General features: G+C 45.9%; 35 protein-coding genes and 1 pseudogene. 27 read left to right on the forward strand and 9 right to left on the reverse strand.

The annotated features are described in order from the left end of the window. Positions 1-29 precede the first annotated feature (29 nt). The 5 genes from C505_RS24660 to C505_RS0110170 all read right to left on the reverse strand — a co-directional run bounded on the left by C505_RS24660 (position 30) and on the right by C505_RS0110170 (position 4,052). A complete protein-coding gene (locus tag C505_RS24660) occupies positions 30-536 on the reverse strand; it encodes a hypothetical protein (RefSeq protein ID WP_018692506.1) in 507 nt (168 codons plus the stop codon). Between the two features lies 1 nt (position 537). Beyond that, positions 538-852: a phage holin family protein gene (locus C505_RS0110155; protein WP_018692507.1), complete on the reverse strand. Its 315-nt coding sequence runs from the start codon at positions 850-852 to the stop codon at positions 538-540. A gap of 21 nt (positions 853-873) precedes the next feature. After that, complete coding sequence (locus C505_RS24050) at positions 874-1,131, reverse strand: ogr/Delta-like zinc finger family protein (protein ID WP_157368956.1); 258 nt, start codon at positions 1,129-1,131, stop codon at positions 874-876. An 81-nt stretch (positions 1,132-1,212) separates the two neighbouring features. Then, positions 1,213-2,286 (reverse strand): phage portal protein, encoded by a 1,074-nt coding sequence (locus tag C505_RS22010; RefSeq protein WP_018692509.1) that lies wholly within the window; start codon positions 2,284-2,286, stop codon positions 1,213-1,215. Next, the gene (locus C505_RS0110170; RefSeq protein ID WP_018692510.1) at positions 2,283-4,052 is read right to left on the reverse strand and encodes a terminase large subunit domain-containing protein; all 1,770 of its coding nucleotides are present in this window, start codon (positions 4,050-4,052) and stop codon (positions 2,283-2,285) included. Before C505_RS0110170 ends, C505_RS22010 begins: the two co-directional genes overlap by 4 nt. 188 nt (positions 4,053-4,240) lie before the next feature. Here C505_RS0110170 and C505_RS22015 point away from each other — a divergent pair, with 188 nt between their 5' ends. From C505_RS22015 to C505_RS0110285, 23 genes are all read left to right on the forward strand, one after another. Further along, positions 4,241-5,101, forward strand: coding sequence for a GPO family capsid scaffolding protein (locus C505_RS22015; protein WP_018692511.1), 861 nt, complete (start codon positions 4,241-4,243; stop codon positions 5,099-5,101). Positions 5,102-5,142: 41 nt separating this feature from the next. Beyond that, a complete protein-coding gene (locus C505_RS0110180) occupies positions 5,143-6,195 on the forward strand; it encodes a phage major capsid protein, P2 family (RefSeq protein WP_018692512.1) in 1,053 nt (350 codons plus the stop codon). Further along, positions 6,192-6,911 (forward strand): phage terminase small subunit, encoded by a 720-nt coding sequence (gene gpM / locus C505_RS0110185; RefSeq protein WP_018692513.1) that lies wholly within the window; start codon positions 6,192-6,194, stop codon positions 6,909-6,911. Before C505_RS0110180 ends, gpM begins: the two co-directional genes overlap by 4 nt. A gap of 100 nt (positions 6,912-7,011) precedes the next feature. Next, positions 7,012-7,443: a head completion/stabilization protein gene (locus C505_RS0110190; protein WP_018692514.1), complete on the forward strand. Its 432-nt coding sequence runs from the start codon at positions 7,012-7,014 to the stop codon at positions 7,441-7,443. Further along, entirely contained in the window at positions 7,440-7,916 is a 477-nt protein-coding gene (locus C505_RS0110195; RefSeq protein WP_018692515.1) for a phage tail protein, read from the forward strand. The genes C505_RS0110190 and C505_RS0110195 overlap by 4 nt, the downstream gene beginning before the upstream one ends. Then, complete coding sequence (locus C505_RS0110200) at positions 7,903-8,544, forward strand: phage virion morphogenesis protein (RefSeq protein WP_018692516.1); 642 nt, start codon at positions 7,903-7,905, stop codon at positions 8,542-8,544. The genes C505_RS0110195 and C505_RS0110200 overlap by 14 nt, the downstream gene beginning before the upstream one ends. Positions 8,545-8,556: 12 nt before the next feature. Next, on the forward strand, positions 8,557-9,669 hold the full coding sequence (locus tag C505_RS0110205) for a DUF2586 domain-containing protein (protein ID WP_018692517.1): 1,113 nt from the start codon (positions 8,557-8,559) through the stop codon (positions 9,667-9,669). A 3-nt stretch (positions 9,670-9,672) separates the two neighbouring features. Beyond that, on the forward strand, positions 9,673-10,125 hold the full coding sequence (locus C505_RS0110210; RefSeq protein ID WP_018692518.1) for a phage protein: 453 nt from the start codon (positions 9,673-9,675) through the stop codon (positions 10,123-10,125). Next, on the forward strand, positions 10,125-10,712 hold the full coding sequence (locus C505_RS0110215; protein WP_018692519.1) for a hypothetical protein: 588 nt from the start codon (positions 10,125-10,127) through the stop codon (positions 10,710-10,712). Before C505_RS0110210 ends, C505_RS0110215 begins: the two co-directional genes overlap by 1 nt. A 3-nt stretch (positions 10,713-10,715) precedes the next feature. Next, the gene (locus C505_RS0110220) at positions 10,716-11,009 is read left to right on the forward strand and encodes a putative phage tail assembly chaperone (RefSeq protein ID WP_018692520.1); all 294 of its coding nucleotides are present in this window, start codon (positions 10,716-10,718) and stop codon (positions 11,007-11,009) included. Positions 11,010-11,020: 11 nt separating this feature from the next. After that, on the forward strand, positions 11,021-11,185 hold the full coding sequence (locus C505_RS24305; RefSeq protein ID WP_018692521.1) for a DUF6890 family protein: 165 nt from the start codon (positions 11,021-11,023) through the stop codon (positions 11,183-11,185). After that, positions 11,182-13,230 (forward strand): phage tail tape measure protein, encoded by a 2,049-nt coding sequence (locus C505_RS0110230; RefSeq protein WP_018692522.1) that lies wholly within the window; start codon positions 11,182-11,184, stop codon positions 13,228-13,230. The genes C505_RS24305 and C505_RS0110230 overlap by 4 nt, the downstream gene beginning before the upstream one ends. Next, positions 13,227-13,544, forward strand: a complete 318-nt coding sequence (locus C505_RS0110235) for a DUF2590 family protein (protein ID WP_018692523.1) — start codon at positions 13,227-13,229, stop codon at positions 13,542-13,544. The genes C505_RS0110230 and C505_RS0110235 overlap by 4 nt, the downstream gene beginning before the upstream one ends. Further along, positions 13,534-14,679: a baseplate J/gp47 family protein gene (locus tag C505_RS0110240; RefSeq protein ID WP_018692524.1), complete on the forward strand. Its 1,146-nt coding sequence runs from the start codon at positions 13,534-13,536 to the stop codon at positions 14,677-14,679. Before C505_RS0110235 ends, C505_RS0110240 begins: the two co-directional genes overlap by 11 nt. Further along, entirely contained in the window at positions 14,672-15,385 is a 714-nt protein-coding gene (locus tag C505_RS0110245; protein WP_018692525.1) for a hypothetical protein, read from the forward strand. Before C505_RS0110240 ends, C505_RS0110245 begins: the two co-directional genes overlap by 8 nt. After that, on the forward strand, positions 15,346-15,930 hold the full coding sequence (locus C505_RS0110250; protein ID WP_245556351.1) for a phage tail-collar fiber domain-containing protein: 585 nt from the start codon (positions 15,346-15,348) through the stop codon (positions 15,928-15,930). The genes C505_RS0110245 and C505_RS0110250 overlap by 40 nt, the downstream gene beginning before the upstream one ends. Before the next feature lie 10 nt (positions 15,931-15,940). Then, positions 15,941-16,633, forward strand: a complete 693-nt coding sequence (locus C505_RS0110255) for a hypothetical protein (RefSeq protein ID WP_018692527.1) — start codon at positions 15,941-15,943, stop codon at positions 16,631-16,633. Then, the gene (locus C505_RS24055; protein WP_018692528.1) at positions 16,630-17,037 is read left to right on the forward strand and encodes a tail fiber assembly protein; all 408 of its coding nucleotides are present in this window, start codon (positions 16,630-16,632) and stop codon (positions 17,035-17,037) included. The genes C505_RS0110255 and C505_RS24055 overlap by 4 nt, the downstream gene beginning before the upstream one ends. Before the next feature lie 3 nt (positions 17,038-17,040). Beyond that, positions 17,041-17,745, forward strand: a complete 705-nt coding sequence (locus C505_RS0110265; RefSeq protein WP_018692529.1) for a hypothetical protein — start codon at positions 17,041-17,043, stop codon at positions 17,743-17,745. Beyond that, positions 17,742-18,224 carry a baseplate complex protein gene (locus C505_RS0110270; RefSeq protein WP_018692530.1) on the forward strand — a complete coding sequence of 161 codons (483 nt, stop codon included), beginning with the start codon at positions 17,742-17,744 and terminating at the stop codon, positions 18,222-18,224. Before C505_RS0110265 ends, C505_RS0110270 begins: the two co-directional genes overlap by 4 nt. Then, positions 18,224-18,928, forward strand: a complete 705-nt coding sequence (locus C505_RS0110275) for a hypothetical protein (RefSeq protein WP_018692531.1) — start codon at positions 18,224-18,226, stop codon at positions 18,926-18,928. Before C505_RS0110270 ends, C505_RS0110275 begins: the two co-directional genes overlap by 1 nt. Further along, a complete protein-coding gene (locus tag C505_RS0110280; RefSeq protein WP_018692532.1) occupies positions 18,901-19,848 on the forward strand; it encodes a hypothetical protein in 948 nt (315 codons plus the stop codon). Before C505_RS0110275 ends, C505_RS0110280 begins: the two co-directional genes overlap by 28 nt. Positions 19,849-19,879: 31 nt before the next feature. Beyond that, a complete protein-coding gene (locus C505_RS0110285) occupies positions 19,880-20,677 on the forward strand; it encodes a DUF6615 family protein (protein ID WP_018692533.1) in 798 nt (265 codons plus the stop codon). 40 nt (positions 20,678-20,717) lie between these two features. On the opposite strand, the gene C505_RS22025 is transcribed toward C505_RS0110285, so the two are convergent. From C505_RS22025 to C505_RS24310, 3 genes are all read right to left on the reverse strand, one after another. Further along, positions 20,718-21,299 (reverse strand): hypothetical protein, encoded by a 582-nt coding sequence (locus C505_RS22025; RefSeq protein ID WP_018692534.1) that lies wholly within the window; start codon positions 21,297-21,299, stop codon positions 20,718-20,720. Then, positions 21,296-22,018: an AHH domain-containing protein gene (locus tag C505_RS0110295; RefSeq protein WP_018692535.1), complete on the reverse strand. Its 723-nt coding sequence runs from the start codon at positions 22,016-22,018 to the stop codon at positions 21,296-21,298. The genes C505_RS22025 and C505_RS0110295 overlap by 4 nt, the downstream gene beginning before the upstream one ends. Positions 22,019-22,271: 253 nt before the next feature. After that, a complete protein-coding gene (locus C505_RS24310) occupies positions 22,272-22,415 on the reverse strand; it encodes a hypothetical protein (RefSeq protein ID WP_018692536.1) in 144 nt (47 codons plus the stop codon). A gap of 175 nt (positions 22,416-22,590) precedes the next feature. Between C505_RS24310 and C505_RS0110305 the strand changes: the two genes are divergently transcribed. The 3 genes from C505_RS0110305 (at position 22,591) to C505_RS0110315 (ending at position 23,779) form a co-directional block, all read left to right on the forward strand. Then, positions 22,591-22,881 (forward strand): helix-turn-helix transcriptional regulator, encoded by a 291-nt coding sequence (locus tag C505_RS0110305; RefSeq protein WP_018692537.1) that lies wholly within the window; start codon positions 22,591-22,593, stop codon positions 22,879-22,881. Between the two features lie 124 nt (positions 22,882-23,005). Then, on the forward strand, positions 23,006-23,158 hold the full coding sequence (locus C505_RS24315; RefSeq protein WP_018692538.1) for a hypothetical protein: 153 nt from the start codon (positions 23,006-23,008) through the stop codon (positions 23,156-23,158). A gap of 6 nt (positions 23,159-23,164) precedes the next feature. After that, positions 23,165-23,779, forward strand: a complete 615-nt coding sequence (locus tag C505_RS0110315) for a hypothetical protein (protein WP_018692539.1) — start codon at positions 23,165-23,167, stop codon at positions 23,777-23,779. Positions 23,780-23,815: 36 nt separating this feature from the next. Here C505_RS0110315 and C505_RS0110320 read toward each other — a convergent pair whose 3' ends face one another. Next, positions 23,816-24,496, reverse strand: coding sequence for a DUF4393 domain-containing protein (locus C505_RS0110320; protein WP_018692540.1), 681 nt, complete (start codon positions 24,494-24,496; stop codon positions 23,816-23,818). Positions 24,497-24,519: 23 nt separating this feature from the next. Between C505_RS0110320 and C505_RS25005 the strand changes: the two are divergent. Further along, positions 24,520-24,662: pseudogene (locus C505_RS25005) on the forward strand (IS256 family transposase); the annotation flags it as partial.

Raw genomic sequence — 24,662 nt, forward strand, 5'->3', positions numbered from 1 at the left:
GCAGGAAACACTCTAGATAAAGCAACGTTCTAAGTTGCTTTACCTCTTCCTGGCCTCGACCCAAACCACCAAGTTACCGCTGTTGAGGTCATAAACAAAAGCTGCATGATGATGTGGCGATACAGTTCAAACATTGCATCATTTCCCAGCGTCTCCAACCCATTAATCAGTGCGTGGATCTTCAAAGCCAGTAATGTACTCATCACCAATAAAAATATGGTTATGGCAGGGCGCATTAGTCCTCGGATACCATCAACGAGTTGGCTTCCAGTATTCACAAGAGAGGCTTGCATACTTTGCTTGAATGCTTCGGCCTCGATATTTTGGACGGCCACTTTACCTTGTGTTTGTAGGGTATCGCGTTGGCTGGCTTCTTGTTCCAGAGCATGACTGGCATTGAGCTGGGCCATGTTATATTGATGTTGGAATTTCAGCTTGAGTGATTCACGCTCTTCTCGCTTGGTGAGCCAGCTGCCTACGGTGCCGATGATTGCCCCGACACCACTTGAGGTGAATAGGTCCATTAAGAATTCCATGTCATTTCTCCTTCATAAGCCAGGTGATCACTTGCTTTGGATTTTCAGCGATTTTATTCAGTGCTTCTAGGAGGTGAGGGGCAGCATAAGCCGCAACACCAATGACACCTGTTTTAAGCTCTTCGCTAAAGCCCCGCCAATCACAGAATGCAGCTGCTAGGTAGGCACCAAATATTGCCATCAGCACCCCCATGAGATAGTGAAAAAAGGTAAACTTTTTATCTGAAACGTACATTTGGACAGCGGCTGCTATCAGACAAATCACCAATAAGCGTCCACATTGCTTGAGCCAATCAAGCGTATCAAACCAGCTCATATAGTTTCACCCTATCGTCTGTTATGTGACGAGTTGATTAATGATCTCTTTGCGTTTGTCACTGGGTAAATCTTGAAGAAGTCCCAGAACCAATTGCTCGTGTTTTCCTGCCGGGGGTGAAATGGTGTGATCAAATGACTGAGACAATCGGAACGTATGTCCGCAGTACACATTTGTACACTGACAATACAGATGGGTGACCAATTTAGATATTTTATTTGTTGAGGTAACAGTTGCTTTACTGTCACACTCATTACAATGAATACGTGCTCTACTCATTTTGGCTCCTGTGTCTTCTACCAGTGTAATCAAACTGCTGATCACATTCACCTTTTTTGAATCAAAATTTCGATATTAAATTTAAATACTGTTCTCTTGTGTTGTTTCTTCCGGATCAAGTAAGTCGGAATAGGGGGCTTGTCGAAATGAAATATGCTGCTGTCTCGGCAACTCATCATTGATCCCCATGATCTCTTGTTGGAGCGGGACCACTTCATTGTTGTAATAGGACTTCGTGATTTTTTCTAAGTCACCAAACCCTGGGCTATCCCCAGAGCTTTGCCCACTCAATGCTTCTTGCGCCCGGTGCATACTGAGCATGTCATTCAGCGTGATTTTTCGGATACGCTCGAACTCATCTTTGGTGGCGATATCACCGATGGGTAGGATTTTTAGTGATTTTTCGATGTTACCCTGGGCGCCTCGGTTATTGATAAAAAGACTTCGAAAGTTGCCTGCGCCTTTGCTTTCTAAGATGGCTTGCTTAAGCTCAGTTTCATCTTCTGGGGACATATTGGTGTCTGAGATGGCGAAGACGTAGCCCATATGCGCCCCATTCTTGTAATACTTGCGACGAAACAGCGTTGCATCTTCGCTCAAAAGTGCTGACTGTATTCCACCATAATATTGCGGCACACCATAAATTCCCTGACCGGGGTCATACTCCTTGATATGAATGACTTCCCCTTTTTTGAATCGCAAAATATCACCGTTGCTTTTCACTTGGGCATACACCCCGGATTCATTGGTGTAACGCATCGAGATTGCTGGCAAGTGTCTTAGCTTGATGATCTTCCCAAATGGATTCGTGATTTTTTGTAGGTAAGCGTTGGCGCTATAGAGGTAATCAAGCGCGAACTTACTGCATGTTCTGCGGCTGATCAATTCGTTTGGCTCTAACCACTTCAATATCATATTGCGTTTAAAAAACAGAATGGGCCCATGCTGGGCGTTCACCCTTAATAACTTGATGAGGCCCCGCAGGCTAATGGGTGGTTCATAAATTCCATTGCCATCAGAATACACACCGATGTACTCCGTCAATCGGTTATCCAGGCAGGGTTCTGGGTCGCCAAACGAAAATGCATTCATCCCTGACATGGTTTGGTAATTTGGCGTACTCCCTGCGGTCACTGAAAATCTTGGTTTGCTCATGCGGCGATCCCTATCGTGGTTCGTTTACTGGTGGTATCCCCGGACAGGGGTTCGTAAATCATGGCGTGCATAATGGACCAAGCGATGTCTGCATGGCCTGTACTGGCGGTACGGTTGGTCGCGTATGTGATTTTATCGCCAAGGACTTTTTTACGGATATTCATAAAGCTGGCGCAGACATTCACAGAGTCACTATCAAATTCAAAACGACCGGAATTGATCACCTGCTGGGCTTTGATCACCAGGCGGTTTTTCAGCTCAGGGTTATAGTGAATGGGCATCGTATTGGGGAAAAACTCTTGAATCAGTTCAAACACACCTGCCCCAATACCCGTGACATCTACACCAATATGCTGCACGTTAAATTGCATGGTTAACTGCCGGATGGTTTCAGCCATGGCTTTGAAGTTGTTGCCAGAGAGGTCGAGGGTTTTGAGTAGACGGAACTTATCATCGGAGTTCAGGGGGCAACTCAACACGGTGACGGTGGCTTTATCAATGGTTCTGGCTGGGTCAAATCCAATCACAACCGGGAGCATCCCGAATGGCCGCTCTGCGAACGGGTCGTAATTGCGCCATTGGCTGGCATCCCCGACACATTCCATCAGTGCATTGATATCAAATGCGCTATGGGCATCATCAATAAACAGCCCCATAAAGAGGTTGTTAAACTCTTCCTCTGAGTATTCCGATTGCAATTGCTTGGTGCTGATCCGGTCAAAGCCAGAGTCCACCACATCATGAACCGTGAGCATTTGCCGCCAAATGCCATCATCACACAGCTTACCTTCTTTGAGGTTGTCATGGGTGACATCCACCTGAAAATCAGGATCATTACAGGCCATGGTTTTTCTAAACCAGCGTCCACACCAATGGTCGTATGCTTCATGACTGGTGACACTGGGTGTTGAAAAATAGGTAACACGATATTGTTGATGGGTCGCCATGGCCTGAGCCAATCCGCGCAGCTCTTTGTATTTTGGGATCCAAAACACCTCATCAATGTATAAGTCACCACTGGCGCTTTGTGCTGTCCGGGCATTGGTGGATTTAAAGTACAGTGTGACCGTCTGGCCGTTGTTGTTCAGTTGAAGTGGTGATCCTTTCAGCTCAACACCAAAATGTTCTCGGCACAGTGCGATGATATTTGCCTTGAATATCTCTGCCTGGTCACGGGAGGCGGAGATAAATATTTTGTTCCGGCCATTGACCACGGCATCGTAAAACGCTTCGAATGAGAAATAGAAAGTCGCCCCGATTTGCCGGGGTTTGAGGATAAACCGGGTGCGGTGGTCTTGGTTTTCAAACCAGTGCTGCTGATGGGGATAAAGTAGATTTTCGCGCAGTTCATCCAGCATATCTTTGGTAATGCCGGAGACATCATTCTTTGGTGCTTTCTTACGTTTTTTCTTCTGCGAATGGTCTTGTGCTTGCTCAGTGTGAGGTTGAGCCGCTGGTTTTGCTTGCGGGGTGTTTCTGGATTGATTGAGCTTACATTGCTGTTTGACTAAAAAATCTAGCTCGCGATAGTCCTTCTCTGTTTTATCTTCTTTATCTGCAAGTAAACAAATACGCCTGGCTATCTTTAACTCAGCATCCACCAGTGGGCATTGGGTATCCCATTGTCCGTTGTATGCCCAGCGGCGGATTGTTCTTGCGCTTGGCATTCCCTCTTTTTCTGCGATTTCATCAAAGGTATACCCATCAAAAACATAGAGATGTCTGGCACGGGTATGGATATCATCGTCATAGGGTTGTGCGCGCATAATGGACCTTTGGTTTCTCAGATACTGCGAGTTTAAGGTGCAAAACCAGCAATTTCTTGAATAAAAATTCCTAGGTATTCCTATCACTTAGCGTTAGTCCGTTATCGGAATGAAACCGTTGGCGAGAACAAAAAAACAGGTGCAGACTGCAATCATCGAAACACCAATATTCAACGAAGGATGACACCATGCCCAGTGACTTACGCACTACACCGCAAACCATTGCATCGGCAGGGATGACGGTCGATGGGCGTGAGATCACAGAACAAGACATCGACGACATGGTGGAAACCTACGACCCTGCAATTTATGGTGCGCGGATCAACCTCAGCCACTATGGCGATTGGGGCGCATGGGCAGCGCGTGATCTCGGTATTGAATTAGAAGGCTCTATGTTGGGTGATGTGATTGCACTATCTAAAGGGAAATCCAAAGACGGTCAAACGGTTCTCAATGCAGTACTTTGCCCAAATGCTTCTTTATTAAAACTGAACCAGGCAGACCAGGCGGTTTATTACAGTGTTGAAATTGACCGGGACTTTTTGAAGACGGGTCAAACTTATCTCACCGGGTTAGCCATGACGGATTACCCTGCTTCAACACGAACAACCCGAGCCCAGTTTACGAGTGATGGGGGAGACACGGAAGCCTCAGACGACACGGATGTCTCTTTTCCCATGGAATTGGCAGTCGAAACACTCAAAAACACCCCGCACAAAAAGCCCTCTTTCTTTCAAAACCTTTTTCATAAAAAGGACAACGACATGAAACCCGATGAATTCGCCGAAGCAGTATCAAGCGCATTGTCTAAACCCATGGACAAAATGACCCAAGCGATTGAGAAAATGACGCAACAAATCAACGCGCCATCCAAACCCAAAGAAGAAGCGGACAGCGATAGTTTTGATGCCTCAACAGAAATCAAAACACTGAGTGAAAAACTCGACTCACTCACAGAAAAGTTTGACCAAATGTCCAAGCAGGAAGGCGCAGGGAATACTCCCGGAGAAGAAAACATTCACGACGATTTTGGCAGTGACTTTTATTAAGTCTTCGTCACATTCACTTTAATTTTTTCTGGGATAGATGCATGAGACAGGCAACAACACAGAAATATCGCGCAGCCACCCAAGGGCTGGCACAGCGTTATAACGTTCAGACAGTGCGCCAGCAGTTTAATGTCGAGCCAACCATTGAACAAAGGCTTTATGACGGCGTGTATGAAACATCAGAATTTCTTCGTCGGATCAACACTCAAATGGTGGATGAACTGGTGGGCAAGGATGTCACACTGAGTATTGATAACAGTATTACGGGCCGTGCTGGCGTCGAGTCTGATAATGACGCTGAGCGAAGTACGCATGATCCATCAGGTTTAGGTGAACGAGAATATCGCTGTTATGCCGTTGAATGTGATGTACATATGACATGGCAGCAAATGGATAATTGGGCCAAGTATCCTGATTTTCATGTGCGTTGGCGCAACCATGTAAAAAAACGCAATGCACTGGATATCATCAAAGTGGGTTGGAATGGCATCAAGGCAGCACCTAAAACTGACCTCGCTACGAATCCCATGCTTGAAGATTTGAACATTGGATGGTTACAGCTGGTTCGCCGAGATGCGCCAGAGTTAGCCATTCGTAGTGGGCAGGTTGATAGCCAGATCCGTATTGGTTTGGGTGGTGATTACGCCAACCTCGACCAAGCAGTGTTCGATTTACAGCAAGCGATCCCTTTGCACAAGCGTGATGGATTGATTGCCATTATTGGTAGTGAATTGATTGCTCATGCTCAAGGTAACTACTATGCCTCCCAGGCTGAAACACCCAGCGAGAAAGAGAAGATTGAATTGGCTCAGGTCATCAAAACCTATGGTGGCCTCATGTCTTTTCAAGTTCCTTTCTTTCCACCTCGCGGGATCATGGTCACCGCCTTTGATAACTTGAGCCATTTGATCCAAAGCGGTTCGACTCGGATGCATATCATCGACAATCCGAAGAAGAAGCGCGTCGAGGATTACCAATCTCGAAACGACTGCTTCTATGTCAATGATCTGGAAAAAATCGCTTTCTTTGAGTCCGATGCTGTAAAAATTCGCACGCTGAAAGCTGGCTCCGACGATGAATGGGAATGGACATGAGCTTAGTCAGACAACAAATTGCAAAGGCGCGTCAGACGAAAAGTACGGCAGCGCAGGACAAATCCAAAAATACAGCTTCACCGCGGCACACGGAAGTGCCATCTACATCGAATCAGTATGACTTGTTGAAGGCTGCACTTGAGTCTGATTTGGGCAGTTTAAAGCAGATTGCAGAAGTGGAGAAAAAACACGCTTACAAGGCCACTGCCTTGGAGAAAAACGGTTACCTGAATTATCTCAACATTTATCGAGATGAAGGCCATGACCACCCAAATACAATTCTGGTTTGGGTTTTTATCTGGCTGGTTGATTTGCAGCGTTGGTCTGACGCTTTTGAATGGTTGCCCTTGATGGTTTCGCAAAAGCAAAAGCTACCCACGAAGTTCTCGACGCAAGATTGGCCAACCTTCGTCATTGACCAACTTTATGATGCGGGCAATGCCCAATTAGAACAAGGTCGTGAAGCCATTTTACACAGTGGGATCTTGTCACACTTTTGCACCTTTATCAGTTTGTTTGAAAGTCACAGCTGGAGCGTTGCCTCGGTTGTTGGTGGCAAATTGTATGCGATGGCAGGCAAGCTCCATGCCGCAGTATTGAATGATGGCAATGCATTGGATTGTTTTGTCAAAGCACAACAACTGAATGAAGGGGCTGGTGTAAAGAAGATCGCCCGAGATATTGCGAGTAAACGCGGTATCGAACTGGATATTTAACCGACTCAACCGCCAGTGGGCACGACAACACACGGGAAAAAGAGATTGCATATTAGCCTGATGCTGTTGTTGATGCCCACCCCTAAATGAGGTGATTGTGATGGATTTTACTGCAATGCCAAAGGCAAGCCCTGATTCACATATTGTGACCAATGACGGGTTTTATCCAGATTTGGATACGGCAGAGTTGATCCAACAATACGCGGTTGAAACGGAATTCAGTATGAAGGATGAGATGTTGGTGTATCACCTCACACTGGCAACCCATGATGTGAATCAGCTGCTTCGTGCATACAGACTGCAACAGGGTGATAAGACAGACTGGCTAAATCCACTGCTTTATAAACATGCGGTGTACTCATTGGCAAAAGCGCAACTTCTTTTCAGCCGCTTTGGGACAACCCATCGCGACCAGCGGGCAGCCCAACAATTACAAGCCAGCGATAACGAACCTTATTGGCGAGAAAATTCCATGCTGGCGATCCGAAAGTTACAGGGGATCAGCCCCACATTCACGGTGTCGCTGCTATGAGTCAAAACAAGTTACAACATCTCACGTCGTATCTGATGCAGAGCCAGTATAAAGGCCGTCTATTAGCTAAGCCGGGCGAATTTGATGCTTGGATTGAAGGTGGCCGCATTACGCCATGTAGTAAAAAGAGCCAAGGAAATGGATTGATTGCTGCACGCTTTTATTACTCAGGTGTCATTAGTATTGCCCCTTGCTTTGCGCCTGCTGAGTTAGTTGCTGTGATGGTGAGTTTCTGGCTGCAAGTACACGCCAGTCGCGATGATAGTCCGGATGTGGAATTCAGTGCGGACTTACACGATGACAACAGTGTTGAGCTGGAACTCACGATCAGTCAATTTTCGGAGGATATCGAATTGGTCATGGATGACCATGGCCCGTTTGTCTTGGATGAGACTCGGTATGACTTTGGTGAGCAAAGCCTTTGGATCGCTGAGCAGTTTGAATTAATCGGTACCATAGATGATCACGTCTAAGTTAAGCGCTGGTGATCATACCAAACAGCTAGAACTGTTATTGCTGGACCCTCGAAAGCGTAGGCGAATATTGCGCGGTGCAGGTCGTAAAGTTCGACGCGATAGTCGAAAACGCTTACGCAGCCAGAGAGATCTAACGGGCTCAGCTTGGCAAGCGCGAAGTAATGGTAAGAAACAGCGGATGCTCAAAAAGCTGGGTAAGCATATTCAAGTGCATACCACGCCCAACCAAGCGGATGTCACGTTTGGTAATCGCCGGGTTGGACAAGTCGCAAGGCTGCATCAAGAAGGTGTGGACCAACAAATGAGTGCCGCGCAATTGGAGCGTTACAACCCCAAAAATGGGGAACTTGAACAAGCGACAAGGTCACAGGCAATTTCACTGCGCCGGGCGGGTTACAGAATTCGAAAAAAGCGCGGTAAAGGTTGGAAAACCCCAACCATACGCTGGATACAGAACAACTTAAATTTCCGGCAAGCGGGGTTGATTTTAAGAATGATCCGAGACGAGCCACCCAAGAAAGAATGGACCATTCCAATCCCGGAGCGTGCTTTCTTGGGACAGGATGAGAACGAACACCGACAGCTCACCAATTACATGTTGGATGAGGCGATGCGTTTAAAATGAGGATGATCAACCATGGCACAAGGTAAAGTTTCAGTCACCGCCATCAATACCGGAAGCGGCGCACTTAAGGAAGTGGAACGCTCTGCGCTATTTATCGGTGTTGGGGTTCACAATATTGGTCAGGTGGTTGCCATCAATGCCCAATCGGATTTTGAGGATTTGATATCTGAGCAAGATTCACCGCTTAAAAGCCAGCTATCTGCTTGGGTTCGTAATGGCGATGATTTAGTCTCTGGCTGGGCGATGCCGCTCAATACCGGGGATAATATTTTAGCAGCGATTGACCAGGCAATGGACTTGGATGTAAGTCCAGAAATGATTGTGGTGACCACACCTGTGACAGGTAAAGCGGAGGTGGAAGCGTATCAGGCCAAGGCCCTTGAGATCATGTCTAAGTATGCGCGTCGTATTCGAATTTTGGTTGCAGCGCCAGGATGTGACGCGGATGAAGCCACGGGACAAACCTGGGCTGAACACCGGGAAGCCATCCAATCGCTGATTGATGGTGTGGTTGGCGATAGAGTTGCCGTGATCCCGCTTCTATTTGGTGATGAGCTGGGCGGCGTGACAGGTCGATTATGCAAACGCTCGGTGACCATTGCTGACAGTCCTATGCGTGTACAAACAGGCGCTTTATCATTGATGTCGCTCCCCAGTGATAAATCAGGTGCGCCCCTGACCAATGCCGTGACGGCTGCCTTGGATAGTCTGCGCTTTTCCTGCACACAGTTTTATACCGACCTGGATGGTATCTACTTTGGTGATGTAAATATGCTGGATGCTGAGGGCGGTGACTTCCAGAAAATCGAACATGGACGCATTGTTGATAAAGCCGCAAGACAGGTCCGCATTCGTGCCATCTATCAAATCAAAAATCGCCGTCTAAATAACTCCCCAACAGGCATTGCCTATGGCAAGCGCGTTCTGGGGCAGCCCCTTCGTGAAATGGCGAAGTCAATGAATATCGGCTCGGATAAATTCCCTGGTGAAATTCGCGAACCCAAAGATGATGCAATTAGCCTCACATTTATGACCCCTACACGACTTAACGTGATCATGAAAGTACAGCCTGTTGATTCACCCCAAGAGATCCTCGTGGGGATCATGCTCGATAGAGAGGAATAGCACATGTCAGTCAAAACACTCGGCGGTAAGGACTTTGATGTTTTTATTGGAAACACCATGGTCCATGTGATTGAAGCATCCGTCAAAATTACTGATGGTCGCAAAGCAAAAAAAGTACGCGGCATTACTAAGGGGTTTGTTGATGGTCCGGTGGATGCAGAAGTTTCACTCAAAGTCGACCATGAGAACTTTTTACTGATTGAAGGTGTGGCAAAGAAGGCTGGCAGCTGGAAAGGTATTGAGCCGTTTGATATCTCCTTTTTAGCCGAGGTTGCCGCAGGCTCTAAAAACGTCGAAGTGTTTGGGGTCTTGCCGCAATTGGAAGAAGTCTTGAACTTCAAAGCCGAAGGTGGCGAAGAAGACACAACGACGGTGAAAGGCGTGGTGACTTCGACAGATTTTGTGAAGATCAACGGCATTCCGTATCTCACCGATGACGAAGTGCGAGATCTGTAATGAAGTTACATGCAGAGCAATTGATTGATGCACTCCAGCGGCAACACTACCAAGTGTTTGAGGGTGAAATGAATCTCAATTTAGTTGGGGTTCGCACTGCAAATACGCGAGCCAACACATTCAATGACTATTTTTGTGTGCTGTATCAACAGGGTGAACAGTGGCAGCTCGAAGTGTTCCCATGCACCACTGATCCCGGCACCTACTACCGTCAACATCCGCTCAATGTCGATGGCACGGCAGTGATGGTGCCGATGCAGCATCGTAGCTTATGGACCTTTGGTTATCACCAAGGGAAATACCAGGCGCTGGTACAAAACAAACCCGTCAGCGTCTACAGGGACGGCAATCAGGATGATGCCATCGACACGGATGTCGCCATTCAACGCGGGTTTTTCGGGATCAACTGCCACCGCGCCCATGCGGATAAAACCGTAAACACCGTGGATAGGTGGAGTGCTGGATGCCAGGTACTCGCCAACCCGAAAGACTTTCAACGCCTCATGGGGCTGTGCCTGACCAGTGCAGCGCAATGGGGAAATGTATTTTCCTACACCTTACTCACCCAAGCGCAATTGAAGGAATAGATCATGGCCTTTGAACAAGAAATCAATTTAGAAGTGAATAACCAGGATTTTTGTTTCCAGGTAAATCAAGCCGCGTATGACAAGTATCAGTCTACATTGACTCGGCCAAACGCAAACTTAAAACAAGCATGTACGAACTTCTTGATGGGAGCCGTGAAGCCGGAACAACAAGAGAGTCTGAAATCCTTGCTTCAAATACCAAGTGTACCAATGACGATCACGGCTGCGGTTATCGAAGAATACTTGCCGGATGTTGAATTGCGGGTAAAGCCATTGAAAGGCTCGCCCAAAAAATAAAGCGCAGTCCTTTGGGGCAGTTGGCGGCCTTTCATGCCAAGTGGTTCCCAGGACAACCCGCAACGGATGAGTCCATGGCGCAGGCGCTTTATCTTGAGCAGCGCGAGCAAGAGCAATTTCAAACCGCCGTGAATAACGGCATTTGTATGGCATTCAATCAAGACGAGACATCATGAGCGCATTAGGCAAATTGGAAAAACTCATGTATTCCATCGGGGTGATCGACAAGGTTACTGGCCCAGTGAATAAGATCATGGGTAAGATCAATCAGCTCAAGGAACAAAGCGCAGGCGCTCAGGAACAGATGATGCGCGGTATGATGGGCGTGACTGGCGGCGCCATGATGTTGGTTGGTTCTTTGAGTCCAGCCATTGCGGCCAATCAGGCATTGGGTGAAGTCAAATCGCTGGATGTCGCTGATGGCGCCCTACAACAACTCAACCAAACGGCCATCAACTTTACTACCCAATATGGCGGTAACTCTGCTGATGTTATTCGCTCATCCTATGATATCCAATCCTCTATTGCTGGACTGTCTGGTGAAGAACTCAGCGCATTTACCCAAGCTTCTGCGGTGATGGCAAAAGGGACGAAATCGGATGCCAGCACCGCAACCAATTACCTCGGCACCATGTACGGTATTTATCAAAACAACGCCGAGGCCATGGGCAAAAATGCCTGGGTGGAACAGTTGGCCGGACAAACTGCCACAGCGGTGCGGATGTTTAAAACCAATGGTAACGAAATGTCATCGGCCTTTAGTAGCTTGGGTGCCAATGCACAAAGTCATGGGATTGAGATGTCGGAGTCTATGGCGATTTTAGGCCAGCTTCAATCCACCATGTCCGGCTCTGAGGCAGGCACGAAGTACAAAGCGTTTCTCTCTGGGGTTGGTAATGCACAAAAAACGCTGGGTATTCAGCTGACCGATAATCAGGGGAAATTGCTGCCAATGGTGGATGTGCTGGAACGTATTCAAGGCAAGTTCGGCCAGGTGGATACGGTCGCCAAATCTGATGCGCTGAAAAAAGCTTTTGGCTCGGAAGAAGCCGTGGCGCTTGTAAAATTATTGATGCCCCAAGTGGACCAGCTCAGAGGCAATATTCAAACTCTGAATGAACAAACGGGGATGGAAACCGCCAAGGAAATGGCGGATGCACAAACGGATGCCTGGCAGCGGTTATCCGGCAGTTTTAATGCCGCAGGCACCACACTCGGCCAAGCGGTACTCCCGATCATTGAACCTGTAGTGGACGTGCTGGCAAGTCTGCTGCGCGGTGTGGTTTGGCTGGCGCAAGAATTCCCAACGCTGACGGGCTTGATTGCCGCTTGTTTTGTGGGCGCCACTGCACTGATGATTTTGTTTAGCGCGTTTAACCTGGTGATGGGCCTCTATCGGTTTGCACTTTTAAGCTCCGGGGCTGCGGTTGGATTTTTTAGTGCAGTAATGAAAGGCTTACAGGTGGTCATGGCGATTGCCAAAGGTACAGCCCTGCTCTTTAATGCAGTCTTGTTGGCGAATCCGATCGGGTTTGTCATTACCGCTGTGATGCTATTGATTGCAGGCATTGCCGGATTGATTGTCTATTGGGATAAAGTGGTGTCCTGGTTCAAAGATGTTACCTGGTGGGATGTGTTGCAGGTCGCTTTGGGGGGTGTTTTTGGGAGCTTGTTTGGGATTGTGAAGGCAGCAAAATGGGCCTTAGAGGCACTGGGTCTGATTGATGGCGCCGAAGTGGAAGCCAAGGTGACCAGCCAAACGGATGCTCAAGTCAAAGAGATGCAGGGACAAACAACGACAGTACAACAGGCTGAGGTCACACAACTTACCGCCACCCAGTCGCATGTACAGCAGGTGGCACCCCGCCAAGCACTCGCAGCGAATAGCCCTGTACTCCCAGGCGATAACCGTACACTAAACTTACACGATAACCATACACCTCAACTTCGTAGTTTAGGTGTACAGCTCAATCCAACACTACTGAGTGATAACGCACAAATTGATGTCTCGCCTGTGAAGGAAAGTATGCAGGAAGAGAGGCGCTTTGATATGCAAATGAAGCGCTCCAAGACGTTGCAGCAACTCACTCAAAACGCCACAACGAACAACCAACAGCGCAGTACCACGGATAACTCCAAGCGGCTTTACATTGATAATGTGAATCTGCAATCAAACAATCCAGAACAAGACTTGGACCAACTTATGGAGCTGGCCGGATGAATCAAGTGCATGTAGATCTGCTGGTCAATGACGGCGACTTTGTACTGAACGATGCGCTCAGTCCTGCCCAGGTGAATAAGGCGCAGACGATATCCCAAGATATTAAACACCGGATTTTAGAATCGGGTCTTTTGGTGCGTTTGGTCAAACTGCGTAATCAAAATGGGATCGCACCCATCTTGACTGAAATCGAACTTGAAGTGGAAAAAGATGATCGCGTGATCCCAGGCACCATTGAGGTGTTTTACAACGCTGATATGACTTTATCAATCTTGGCGCAAACGCGGGATTATGGAGGACAAGATGCAGCCTGATTTTCAATCCATGATGTCAAAAGCTGGGCTACCCGTCACGGAAGAAGCAGCAAAAGCCCAGTGGGATGAAGCGCTGAAATCACAAGCGATCACCATTGAAAACAACAGCCCGTTTTCACCGTTTTGGCGGACCATCAAAGCCATTATCACACAGCCAGTGGTGAGTTTATTTGAGTGGATGGCAAAAAAGGTCATGCCGGATCTCTTTATCATGACAGCCAGCCGTGAAGCACTGGTACAACTACATGGCCCCAGTCGCAATGTGTTTGTCTATGCCGCAGTCAAAGCCAAGGGAATACTGACGTTCCACCGAGAAAATACCGAGGGTGTTTTCAGTCTCGATGCTGGGGTAGTCGTCCATTCCTATGATCTAGCGAGCCAGGTATATGCAATGGTTACCCTTCAACCGATTGTGTTGATTGAAGGCCAGACGGATGTGGCTGTGATGGCTGAGGCTATGGAACCTGGACAAGCGTTTAACCTGCCCGGACAAATGTACGAACAACTTGCCTCTCCAGTCGAAGGATTAAGCGTCACCAATGGAGACGACTGGTTGGTGCGCCCTGGGGCAGATGCAGAAGATACGGAAGATTACCGGGCGCGGATACGGAATGTGTTTGGGACAGCTGCCCGCTGGCATACCAATGCGGTTTATCAGCAATTGATCTCCGAGTTTGGTATTCCAATTGATAATATCGTCATTCAAAATGGTGCGCCCCGTGGTCCGGGTAGTGCCAATGCGTTTATTTACCTGGATGTTGGGCAAGTCTCGGATGCACTGCTGCAATCCATCAATGACCATATTCGTCGGGATGGTCATCATGGACATGGCGATGATTTTGCTGTGTATGGGATGCCAACACAGCCGATGAATATCACGCTGACCTATTGGTTACACCCCAATCAGCTTGATGTTCGTGATGAGTTAGACACCCTTATCCGCGCTGCCTTTCGGCAAAATGATGTCTATCAGCCCACACGACCAAGACCCTTGCAAACCTACAGTATCAGCTTATTAACCGCCCAGCTGCACCAGGCATTTCCTCAAGTCCGGTCGGTGTCATTTGATTGTACTGACATCGATTGTGGGTTATGGCTACCGACGATTGACCAATTGGTGGTGAAGCATGGATAAGATCGCAACATGGTTGAGTGAAGGTTATGCCGAAAAGTTGATGAAAGCCGCGCATCAATATTGGCAGGATACCCGCAACTGGGTGGTCTGGGCTATCCAGCAAAAAGACGAGCAACAATCTGTAGAGCCAATATTAGGATTGCTCGCCTGGGAGCGTTTAACCGACCGCTTGCCGGATGAGTCCGTCGATTTATACCGCCGCCGGGTGCAACATGCGTTGGTCAATACCATGGATGCCGGAGAGATTGCCAGTGTAAAGGACATCTTTGGGCGTCTTGGTATTGATGTGCTGCGAGTGCGTGAGCGTATCGACGGGCGAGACTGGGATATTATCGCCATTGATTTTAGTGATTCGGTGATGTCGCAATATGCCCAGGTGTTACCGTCTCTTATTCAGCTCTATGGCCGGGCATGTCGGCGCTATGAATTCAGCCTGCACAACTTCTCTGATGTGGATCTACAACTGGGTGGATTAGATGTGAGCTGGGACCACTGCATGATCCCATTTGGCTTGCAGACCGATGTGAAGCACTCGCCTGATTTTGCCTATGGTGGTGCTTTTGTTGGTTCGACCCACGATACCAGCGAACCAGAAACGCTACCATTATTGCTTGAAATCACACACCCAATCACCTGCACCCCACACTATGGATTTGTAAGTTTTGAATGCAATGCCAGCATTGCCGAAATGGAGCCTATCGCATGAATCTCAGCACTGAAAAAATCACGGGCATTTTAACGACCGCAGGGAAACACTACATTGCTCGCAAAGCCTTGGAGGATGAAGGGCTGACCATTCATCAAATGGTGCTTGCCAATGTGCCACACCTGAGTGATGCGGATGCGCGTGACCCAGATATGCCCATCCCCCCGGATGTGCAAATTGTGTATCGACGATACATCGACATCAAAGGCTTTTTGGATGACAACACCGTAGCCTGGGCGGTGACCCTGGACCAAGACGTAGGCGACTTTGATTTTAACTGGATCGGGTTGCTCACACAGGATGGCACCTTAATTGCCCTGGATTATTTGCCCCTGCAACGTAAGCGCATGGGCGTCAACAATGTGGTGACTCGCAGCTTTGTCCTTCGATTTGCAGGCGCCAAGGCTTTAAGCAGAATAGATATTCCCGCCCAAAGCTGGATGTTTAATCATAACCCTCACCTCAATGCATTGGATCTGAATGCTGCGGTCCAAGCCCGTGGCTATTTCGAGAATTGTTTAACGCTATTAAAGCAACTGGCATAAGGAGGCCATGATGGCGACACAACAAGAAGTGATGGACAAGTTGGCTCAGGCAACCGATGCCGCAGCCAGCTTGATGGCGTATTTTTCTCAGGTTAGGGATGATATTTTTGCCCGTCTGAATGAGTGTAGTGCCAAAGTCACGGCCTTTATTAACTCGGGCCGTTCTGAATTTCCAACCTTTAACCTGGTGACAGAAGCCAAGTTTAAATTGAATCCCAAAGGTGAAGGCGGTGATTGGGTTGGATTTACCTTTGCCGAAAATGGTGTGGGTGATGGTCCGGACAACTGGAACTTCACCGAAGAATTCATCCCACTCAACCAAGCTGATGCGGCTGTGATTGACTTGGTTCAGTTTTGTAAGCTCTCCAGCTATGAGCGTGAGGGTTGGTATTTACGCAAGCTCACCATTACCAAGCGTGGTCTAGGCCCGTTTGAAACGGGACTGAATTTTGGTGCAGGTGGCAATGGGATCGTGTCTGGCGGGTTTGCGATGCGTGTGAATGACAGTGATTGGCAACTGCACCAATCCACCAAAAGAGATATTCCACAACACGCCGGAGACTGGGGCGCACAACTGCCACTGAGTGATTTACAAGTTGGTGACACGGTGTATATGGCGCTGCCTTTTGTTTGCCCAGGTGTGCCGGGTGTTTTACCTTTTCCGATCTCCATGCTCACAGTACTTGCTAAGGATGCATCATGAAAATTTATATTGATTCAAACATGGTTTATGAAGGGATGCTTGAGCCTGCATTGATTGCACAGCCAAGCGTCGCGATTTCATCCATTAGCCCAACATTGAGCGGGGCAAATTGTGTCATTGATATTGACGCCGATGAGGTTCAGCAAATCATTGAAGGTCGTTTGGATGTTGATCTAAGTTGCTTAACCCGTGGTGCAAAGGACCGGGTCGCAACAACTAAATGGCGCCTAGTTCGCACAAAGCGGGATCAATTGCTCAGTCAATCCGATTACACACAAATAGCGGATTATCCGCTGACAGATGACACTCGCCAAGCGTGGTCTATTTATCGGCAAGCGCTGCGCGATTTACCAAATAACACGCAGCACCCCGATGAGATTGTTTGGCCGCAGGCACCTGAGTAAGTCATGGGTTTTCCGGGGAGCTTTGGACAATCCAACCGTGTGGCACTGGATAACCAGTGTCACACATTGCATGGTTTTGGGCTACACAGCTATCAATTGCCAGAAGTACAAACCAGTCATCAAGGCGCCAAGGTACTGGCAAAAGCAATTCTGGATGAAAGTAGACAATGTCGGCCCAGCGACTGGCAGTGTGTTGGGTTTTGGCTCAGCACAAAAACACCCGGAGAAATGACAACTCAGCTCCAATCGCTCAACCAAATCAGCCCACTGAAAACCACGCTGGAAGTTGCCAATATTGCGCGAAGCCTTCAACGTCTTGATACCCATAAAATGCAGCGACCAACAGGACAAGCGCAGTCATTTGAATGGCAGGTGATTGAAGATATCCGGTCCATTCCTGCAATCCAAGCTGCCTATCATGACGCTTCGCTTGCGTTGGTTATGGATGAAGGGAAATCTCTTATCACCAACATCGATGATGAACTTGCCCAATTGAAGGCAAAGAAAGCTGCCCGTGATGAACGTATCACGCAAACCCAGTTTGAAGCATTTACTTTGAGTGCAAACCACTTTCACCATTCAGCCAATAGCGCCAAAGGGCTTGCCCAGCACTTGCAAGGACTCGGTGATGCGAATCAACATTGGGTGTATCAGCTCTTTGTGGGAGATACGCAAAGCCTGAAACCAATTCAGGAGTTATTTGCATGATCGTCATCGATGGTTGGCAGGTGCCTGGTTATGAAACGGCAATCAATTGTGGGTTTAAGCTCTCCGGCGATGACCTAAGTGGCTACGGCTCATTTTCCTTATCCTCCGATAAAGGCGTTAAGCCTGCGGTGGTTTCTGTGCAAACCAAAATCCCTTACGTGGATAAAAAGTTACTGGCTCAATTAGTAAGTCTTGCCAAAGAGCTGGATGCAAACGGTGCGCGTAAACTCAGAACGGTCAACAGTGATGTGACGGATGCGTTCAAAGTACGCAAGGTGAAATTCGACGGTGAGATCAAAGCATCAGAAGATGATCAAGTCCGTGCCTGGGTGGTCTCGTTTAAATTATTGGAAGTTCTAAGCAAGTCGGAGAGAGAGCAACAGCAGCTCGATGGCAAAGCCGCAGAGAATACGAAAACCCAGCGGGTGGATGGCCACAATACCATTCAACAGCAATTTGAACAAGCAGAAGGCCCGTAATGGATACGGCACGCCTGACCAAAGTCCTCACCATCAATGGGGAGCGGGTCACTAATCTCGTCAGTGATACGGTGCAGCTGGATTTATTTAGCCCAGGTCGTGCTCAGTTTGTGGTGGTGACTGAACAAGAGCCCTCGGGGATCGTTGAGCTGCATTTGGGGTATCAGGTCGAGCAAATGACACCATATTTTTTAGGGTTGATTGAAAAGAAACACCAGGCGAACGGTCGATGGTTTCTTACGTGTAGAGAGTTACTCGGTGCCATGTCTTTTCCTGCACCCATCGCTATCCGCTATGCCCGGATGCAGGATGTCCTTAATCAACTCTCCAAACTGGGGATTGAATTTGTTTATCCAGAGGCGGATTACATGCAAACGCCAGTGCCGTGTTTTTACCACCAGGGCGATACCATCAGCGCACTGCGCCAACTGGGTAAAATCTACCAGGTGAAAGACTTTATTTTTCAGCAGCGGCCCGATGGCCGAGTTTATGTGGGGAGTTGGCAACACTCCCGCTGGGCCACCTCAACGATCGATGATTTTGCAGAGCACCCCATCACGGTCAAAAATGCACTCTCAGGAAGTCTGATCGCCATCCCAAAATTGCGCCCTGGTTTAAAACTCAATGGCCGTTATATCACAGAGGTGATGTTGACCGGCACACAACAGGTGATCACATGGTCAAAGACGCTATCCGCCGTTTAGTGCTTCGATACTTTCCAGAGCTTGGGCAACGCAAGCATGTGCCACAGTTGGCGCGTATTGAGCGGGTTTATGATTTGCCCGGACAAGAGCCACAAATCAGCAGTCCTTTTCGGCCACACCAGGCGGCAGATATTCAGCTACTAGATGCTGTGACACGATTACCACTGGATGTGCCTGTATTTGAGCAAGTCACTTTAGCTATCGGTCAAGGTCACGAGCATGGCCTTTATCAGCATCCCCAACCAGGGATGTGTTGCTTGATCCAATACATTGATGGGCTAGATTCTATCCCTGTTATTACGGCATTGTTGCCCTGGGGGATGAGCATCCCACAGACACGCAATGACGACATCCAGCTGCAGCAATCCGACCAAAGCCAACTTAGTGGCGCCAATGGTGATTGGCAACTGAAAACCGATGGCGCAATCACTCAGCACAGCCAAATTCACACTAGGCAATCACAGGTCAATCTTGAGCAGCATCATATTCGACAGACTCAAATCGCCAGCCATGATACCCAACAGATTGATGGTAACCAGGTGAATGAAATCATGGGCGCACTGAAAACCATCGTGGGAGAAAAAGCAATTATTGCAGCGCTGGACAACTTGATGCTCGGTTCTGAGCAAGAAATGCAACTCAAAAGCCATGCAAATATGCACTTGGAAACACTCCAGACACTGGAAGCCAAAGCAACAGCGCTTGCTAAAGTCCAAGGCGCTACGGTTTGGTTAGGGTCTGAGAATGTGAATGCCGTACAAGTGTTGCTGGATCTGATTGGACTGGTGAAGGATATGAATACGCTGCTAGCTAAGCATACCCATATTGGTGCTGGGTTATCACATCAAAAATCAAAGTTTGAGGGATATCAAGAAAAAGCATCTCAATTATCAGATGAGGTTTTACCAATAACAGCCTGAACTATAATCTTGTCCTCGATGGAGAACTACAATGAAAAATAAGTCACTAATTGTCAGTATTTTCGATGAACTTTCTGAGATGGTATGGGACTTGATTGTTGAGTGTTACCAAGGCGATGTATCTATTAGGGAAGACGCAATAACCTCATTTTTACTTTTATCATTGAAAAATAAATTAAAGAAGATTTCAGGAGATGATTTCTTCGAAGTCAAAGATACTTCAAAAGAAGAAAGTGAGATAGGGTGTGATTTCGAAATTAGCTTTAAGGATGGCAATGAGTGGGTTTCCTATGCAATCCAAGCTAAAAAAATGAAATACCCCAAACAAAATTACATATTACGCCATAAAATAAAAGGTATAGAGCAAGTTGACCTTCAAATAGATTATGCAAATAAAGCTAATTCTATACCTTTATATTGCTTTTATAATCATCTAGATACTAAAAATTTAAGCCCAAGTGATATGTTCATTTTGGATTCACAGGATGGCGATATCAAAAATTGGGGGTGTTCCATTGTACCCTCAAAATCAATAAAGCAGTCACTTGATACCCATGGCTCTAAGAATTTTAGTTCACTGCATTTAAAGCGCCCTAAAATAGGTTTCCCTTGGTCTTACTTGTTTAAAAATATTGAACTTGAGCATAAAAAAGTTTGTACTTTAAATAAATTTATGGGGATTGTAGATACTAAATTGGAACAGCAACTTATGGCATTGGAAAACCTTGTCTCAGAGGACTCTAGCAAATTCCATTTAATCCATCTTCGCTATCAAAAAAATAGTTATTTTGCAGCAATACCTAAGGTAATCGAAGAAGAGAAACCATAATGATGATTATGGTTTCTTCCAATAGAAGGTATTTACAAGATCAGTATATATATGGGTCAAGAAGATCTTCTTTGAAGATTAGACCTTCTAAGCCTTTCTTTTCACATAGTGCTTTGAACTTCTCGGTTGCAAATAATGTAAGGCCACCTTCAAACTTTGACTTAAAGACGAATCGGTTATTAATATCTGCATCATCAAAGGCTAGTGTTTCAGGACCAAAATCAACACCATCAATATACTTGGTCGTACACAAGTCATCATTCTCTTTACCAAACGACCGGCAGTTAAAAATTTGCATATATGTACCATCAACTTTAATGGGGAGAAAGTCACCTCCATCTTGTAACTCTGGCCCCAATACAGCATATGCTTTCTCACTTAATAGGATATTTGGCCCGTTCCAGAGAGAGACATCAGGTATCGCTGAGTCTTTACCCAAAACATCACGCATAGAACATTCAACTTGGTCATTCCAAACTTCGAGGAGAGATTCATTTGTTGTGCACTGTGAGCGCAATAAAACATTTAACTTTCGATCACCAAGCTGTGTCGCAAGATTGATAACATCTAAAGCTAGTGTTTTGAACTCTTGCGGGTTGTTACTTAGTCGATAAACTTTCATCGTCCATCCCAATTAATATCTTTCTTTGCTGTTACTTGCGAAGGCTGAGAACCATCTTTTAATTGTCGTTTCATTACTCTTAGGCGCCCTAAAAAGATTTGCTCCGGTATGATTCCGATACCAAGATTTGTATATAACCAATTTTCGTAGTTATAGCCATGGACTTGTCGGTGAGCAGGGGCGTCTGGAGTTGCCCAATCATCTTGCTTATTTCTTAAATAATTTGCAAGCCAGACCCCATTTTTAGGATCATTGATTCCCACACCATAGGTATGCAGATTCAACCGAACAGTTAACATCTCTTCTTGAAGAAACCGCCCCTTTCCGGGAATAATGTGATGTGCTTCATGAAATACTGTTGGTTTGGGTTCACCATTTGCAGTTAAATATTTTGCTAGTCGAGCAGTAGGGTGGTGTGCTTCATCTAATAATTCATCAGGATCTTTAGATAGGTTATCTTCTTGATAATTTTTTAAAGCTCGCTGAATCTTGGCATGGGCTTCAATCTTTCTTTGTTCAAGCAATAGATGCTCCATATCTCGGTCACGCTTTTGAACCCTTTCCTTTCTTGCGGCTGGAGATTCATTTATTGGAGCAGCTTTATTTCTTTTATCATGAAATTCAGCAGCTTTCAGTTGGAAGTTGTAGATAGCCATATCAAGTGGAGTGGGTTCACTAGGGCGCGCTGGTCTTGGGGTCGGAATATATTCAGGTTTCATGTCGTTCCTCGGTGATGCGTTCCATTTGCGATTTGGCTCATTGCAAGCTGATCGCTTTTTTACTTTCAGGTCATACCCGTTATTTGGACCTGTATTATCTCATTTTGTAAATGTTTTGAGAACTAGAAATAAGGATTTAAAAAGGTTTGATGATTATGTTTAATAAGAAGTTTTTAAACATAAGGAGTGAGTAATAATTGACTTGTTTGTGATGTGAAAAATGCCCACCCGAAGGCAGGCATGTAGGGGAAGATTAATTCTGTTGTGACAGCTTTGAAATTTTTTCCAAAAGAACCATGACTGCATCAGCCCAGTCGGTGCCTTGCTCTTCTTGACGTAGGATTAATTCCTGTGCTGCTTCACTGATACTACGAATATTTTCTAGTTTTTCACACATGTCTCTGCTTCCTTCATCCGATTGTGGTTTTTATTTCTTAAATATACTCTTAGAAATGCCAAAAAAACTTGGCATGTTTATGGGTTCAGACGTTCTTTTTGCGTTATATCGCAATCACTTGAACAAATTCAGAGGAATTAGGAGCTGGATCGCCGAGTATCTTTGAGGGGAAAGTATGTTTAATGTTCGAGGTGATGATTTACGCAGAATGCGTGTTCGTAAAAGAAAGACGACTAAGCAAATGGCGAATTATTTAGGAGTAAGTCGAGCTACCTATGAGAATTGGGAAAATGATGTCAGTTCCCCGAAGGTAAATCAGTTTATTCAAATTTGTGCCTACTGCTCAAGGGATATATCAATACTAATACAGGAAATTATCGGAAGAGATGATCCAAGCTCAATTGAAGATCAGGAAGAGTCAGAAGAAATTGAGAATACCGATGATACTTCCGAATATAAGGGTTAGGATTTGAATCCTAAATTATGGATTTAAATCCAAGAATTTCTCACTTTCTCTGTAAATATTGTCTTGTGATTGATAAAGTGGCAGTTACCTGATTTCACAACACATGATGAAGACGAGAGATATTATGAGAATAGAAGAACTTTCAACGGAAGAATTAGACATCATTTCAGGTGGTAGTGGCGATTATAATGGAGAAAAGCCAAGAGCTGATTCACGCGCATCATTTATTCCACCAACGTATGATAGTGGTGATTATAACGGCGATAATCCAAGATAAGCCGTCATGATACATACACTGTTTATTGTTCTGGGAGTAATTTTTGCGATTAAGCTGGATACTCCCTTTGTTACTCTCTCAACGGTCATTTTAGCTCTCCTATTTACTTTGATTCATAACAGACAACACATGAATATTGTTCATCTGTGTTTGATGTTGGTCATGTTGAAGGTACTCGAGTTACTCCTTTTTGAGCTAGTCATACCAACTTCAAGCGATACAATTTCTACATTTTGGGTGAATAACTTTGTTTATCTAGCCAGCTTTGCTCTTGATCTCACTGTTTTCTTTTTACTTATGTTCCGGACTTCTTTTTCAAGGACATATCTAATAAAGGCCAATCGACCCTCAGAACCAATCTTTATGACTAATGCGGATATTGGGTTGATGAGTTTGTATTTCCTGCTGATGGTTTTTAACCTGGTTGCTCTTATTGAAAACATCATTCGTCATTTAGAAATGGTCGGCTTTTCAGAAGAGTTTGCAAAGCAGTTCTGGGACTGGGATTGGGTTTTCTACAACTACTCAGATATTAAACGGGTTTTCCTTGGTATTGAATTATTTGTGATTTGGTCAACGGTTTCGGGTTTGGCTAAAGAGAGGTTTAAATATGCTCCTTAGCCAATTTATTAAGAAGAAATAATGTGGTTATTAGGTTTATTGTTCATTTATGCAAGCTTGAAAGAACATTTCTCCAACTTTTGTTAGATGTAACTGACATAATGGATTACATAAATTATCAGCAGTATTTGGATCTAAATCATCAAACATTTTGTCTGACTTTAGCTGGACGTTATAGATTATGAGGCCTAGTGAGACCATATGCTCTATGAATGTTGAAAAGTGTTCAGGCTGGGCTATAGATCCACTTTGGAATGTTAAGTTTATAACTTTGTCTTTTACGTCTTTACACAAATTAATATCTTCAAGATATTTACTCACAGTATCAATATCATGAATTACGCCTTCCCGGAATCGGAAAAAGTAAAAGCGGCTATGAGTTGCTATTTGTTTTAAAATTAAAACTTCATCAGGTGATAACTGTTTAATGATATTGATAAATGCAGGGTGAGCTTCACCTATTCTTTCCTTATCCATTGCTCTAGATAGCAAGTTTAAATATAGAGCAGTTAATGGGTTGCCTTCCTCTTGATATTTTAACTGTTCGGCTATTGGTAAAATCAGAGACTCCGGTGGGGATATTCTATTTTCTTCCGGTACAGAGTTTAGAGACTTTTTGATATAGTTTGCTAAACGATCTTGAGCTATGATGATTTCTGGTGTATGAGGTGAGAAAAAGAATGTGGTGCTAATCTGTTGATTGATCTCGCAAATCAATAGTCAACAAAGAGAAACACCACATGGCAAATCATAAAGTATCACCACTGAAATCACCAGAAATAGATCCACTGAACGACGTTTTAAAACAAGGGGCACAAGCACTCCTCGCGAAAGCCATTGAAGCTGAAGTGGCCGAGTTATTGGCACAATACGAAACGCTTCA

It is taken from the genome of Algicola sagamiensis DSM 14643, assembly GCF_000374485.1.
GTDB classification, from domain to species: Bacteria; Pseudomonadota; Gammaproteobacteria; order Enterobacterales; family Alteromonadaceae; genus Algicola; species Algicola sagamiensis.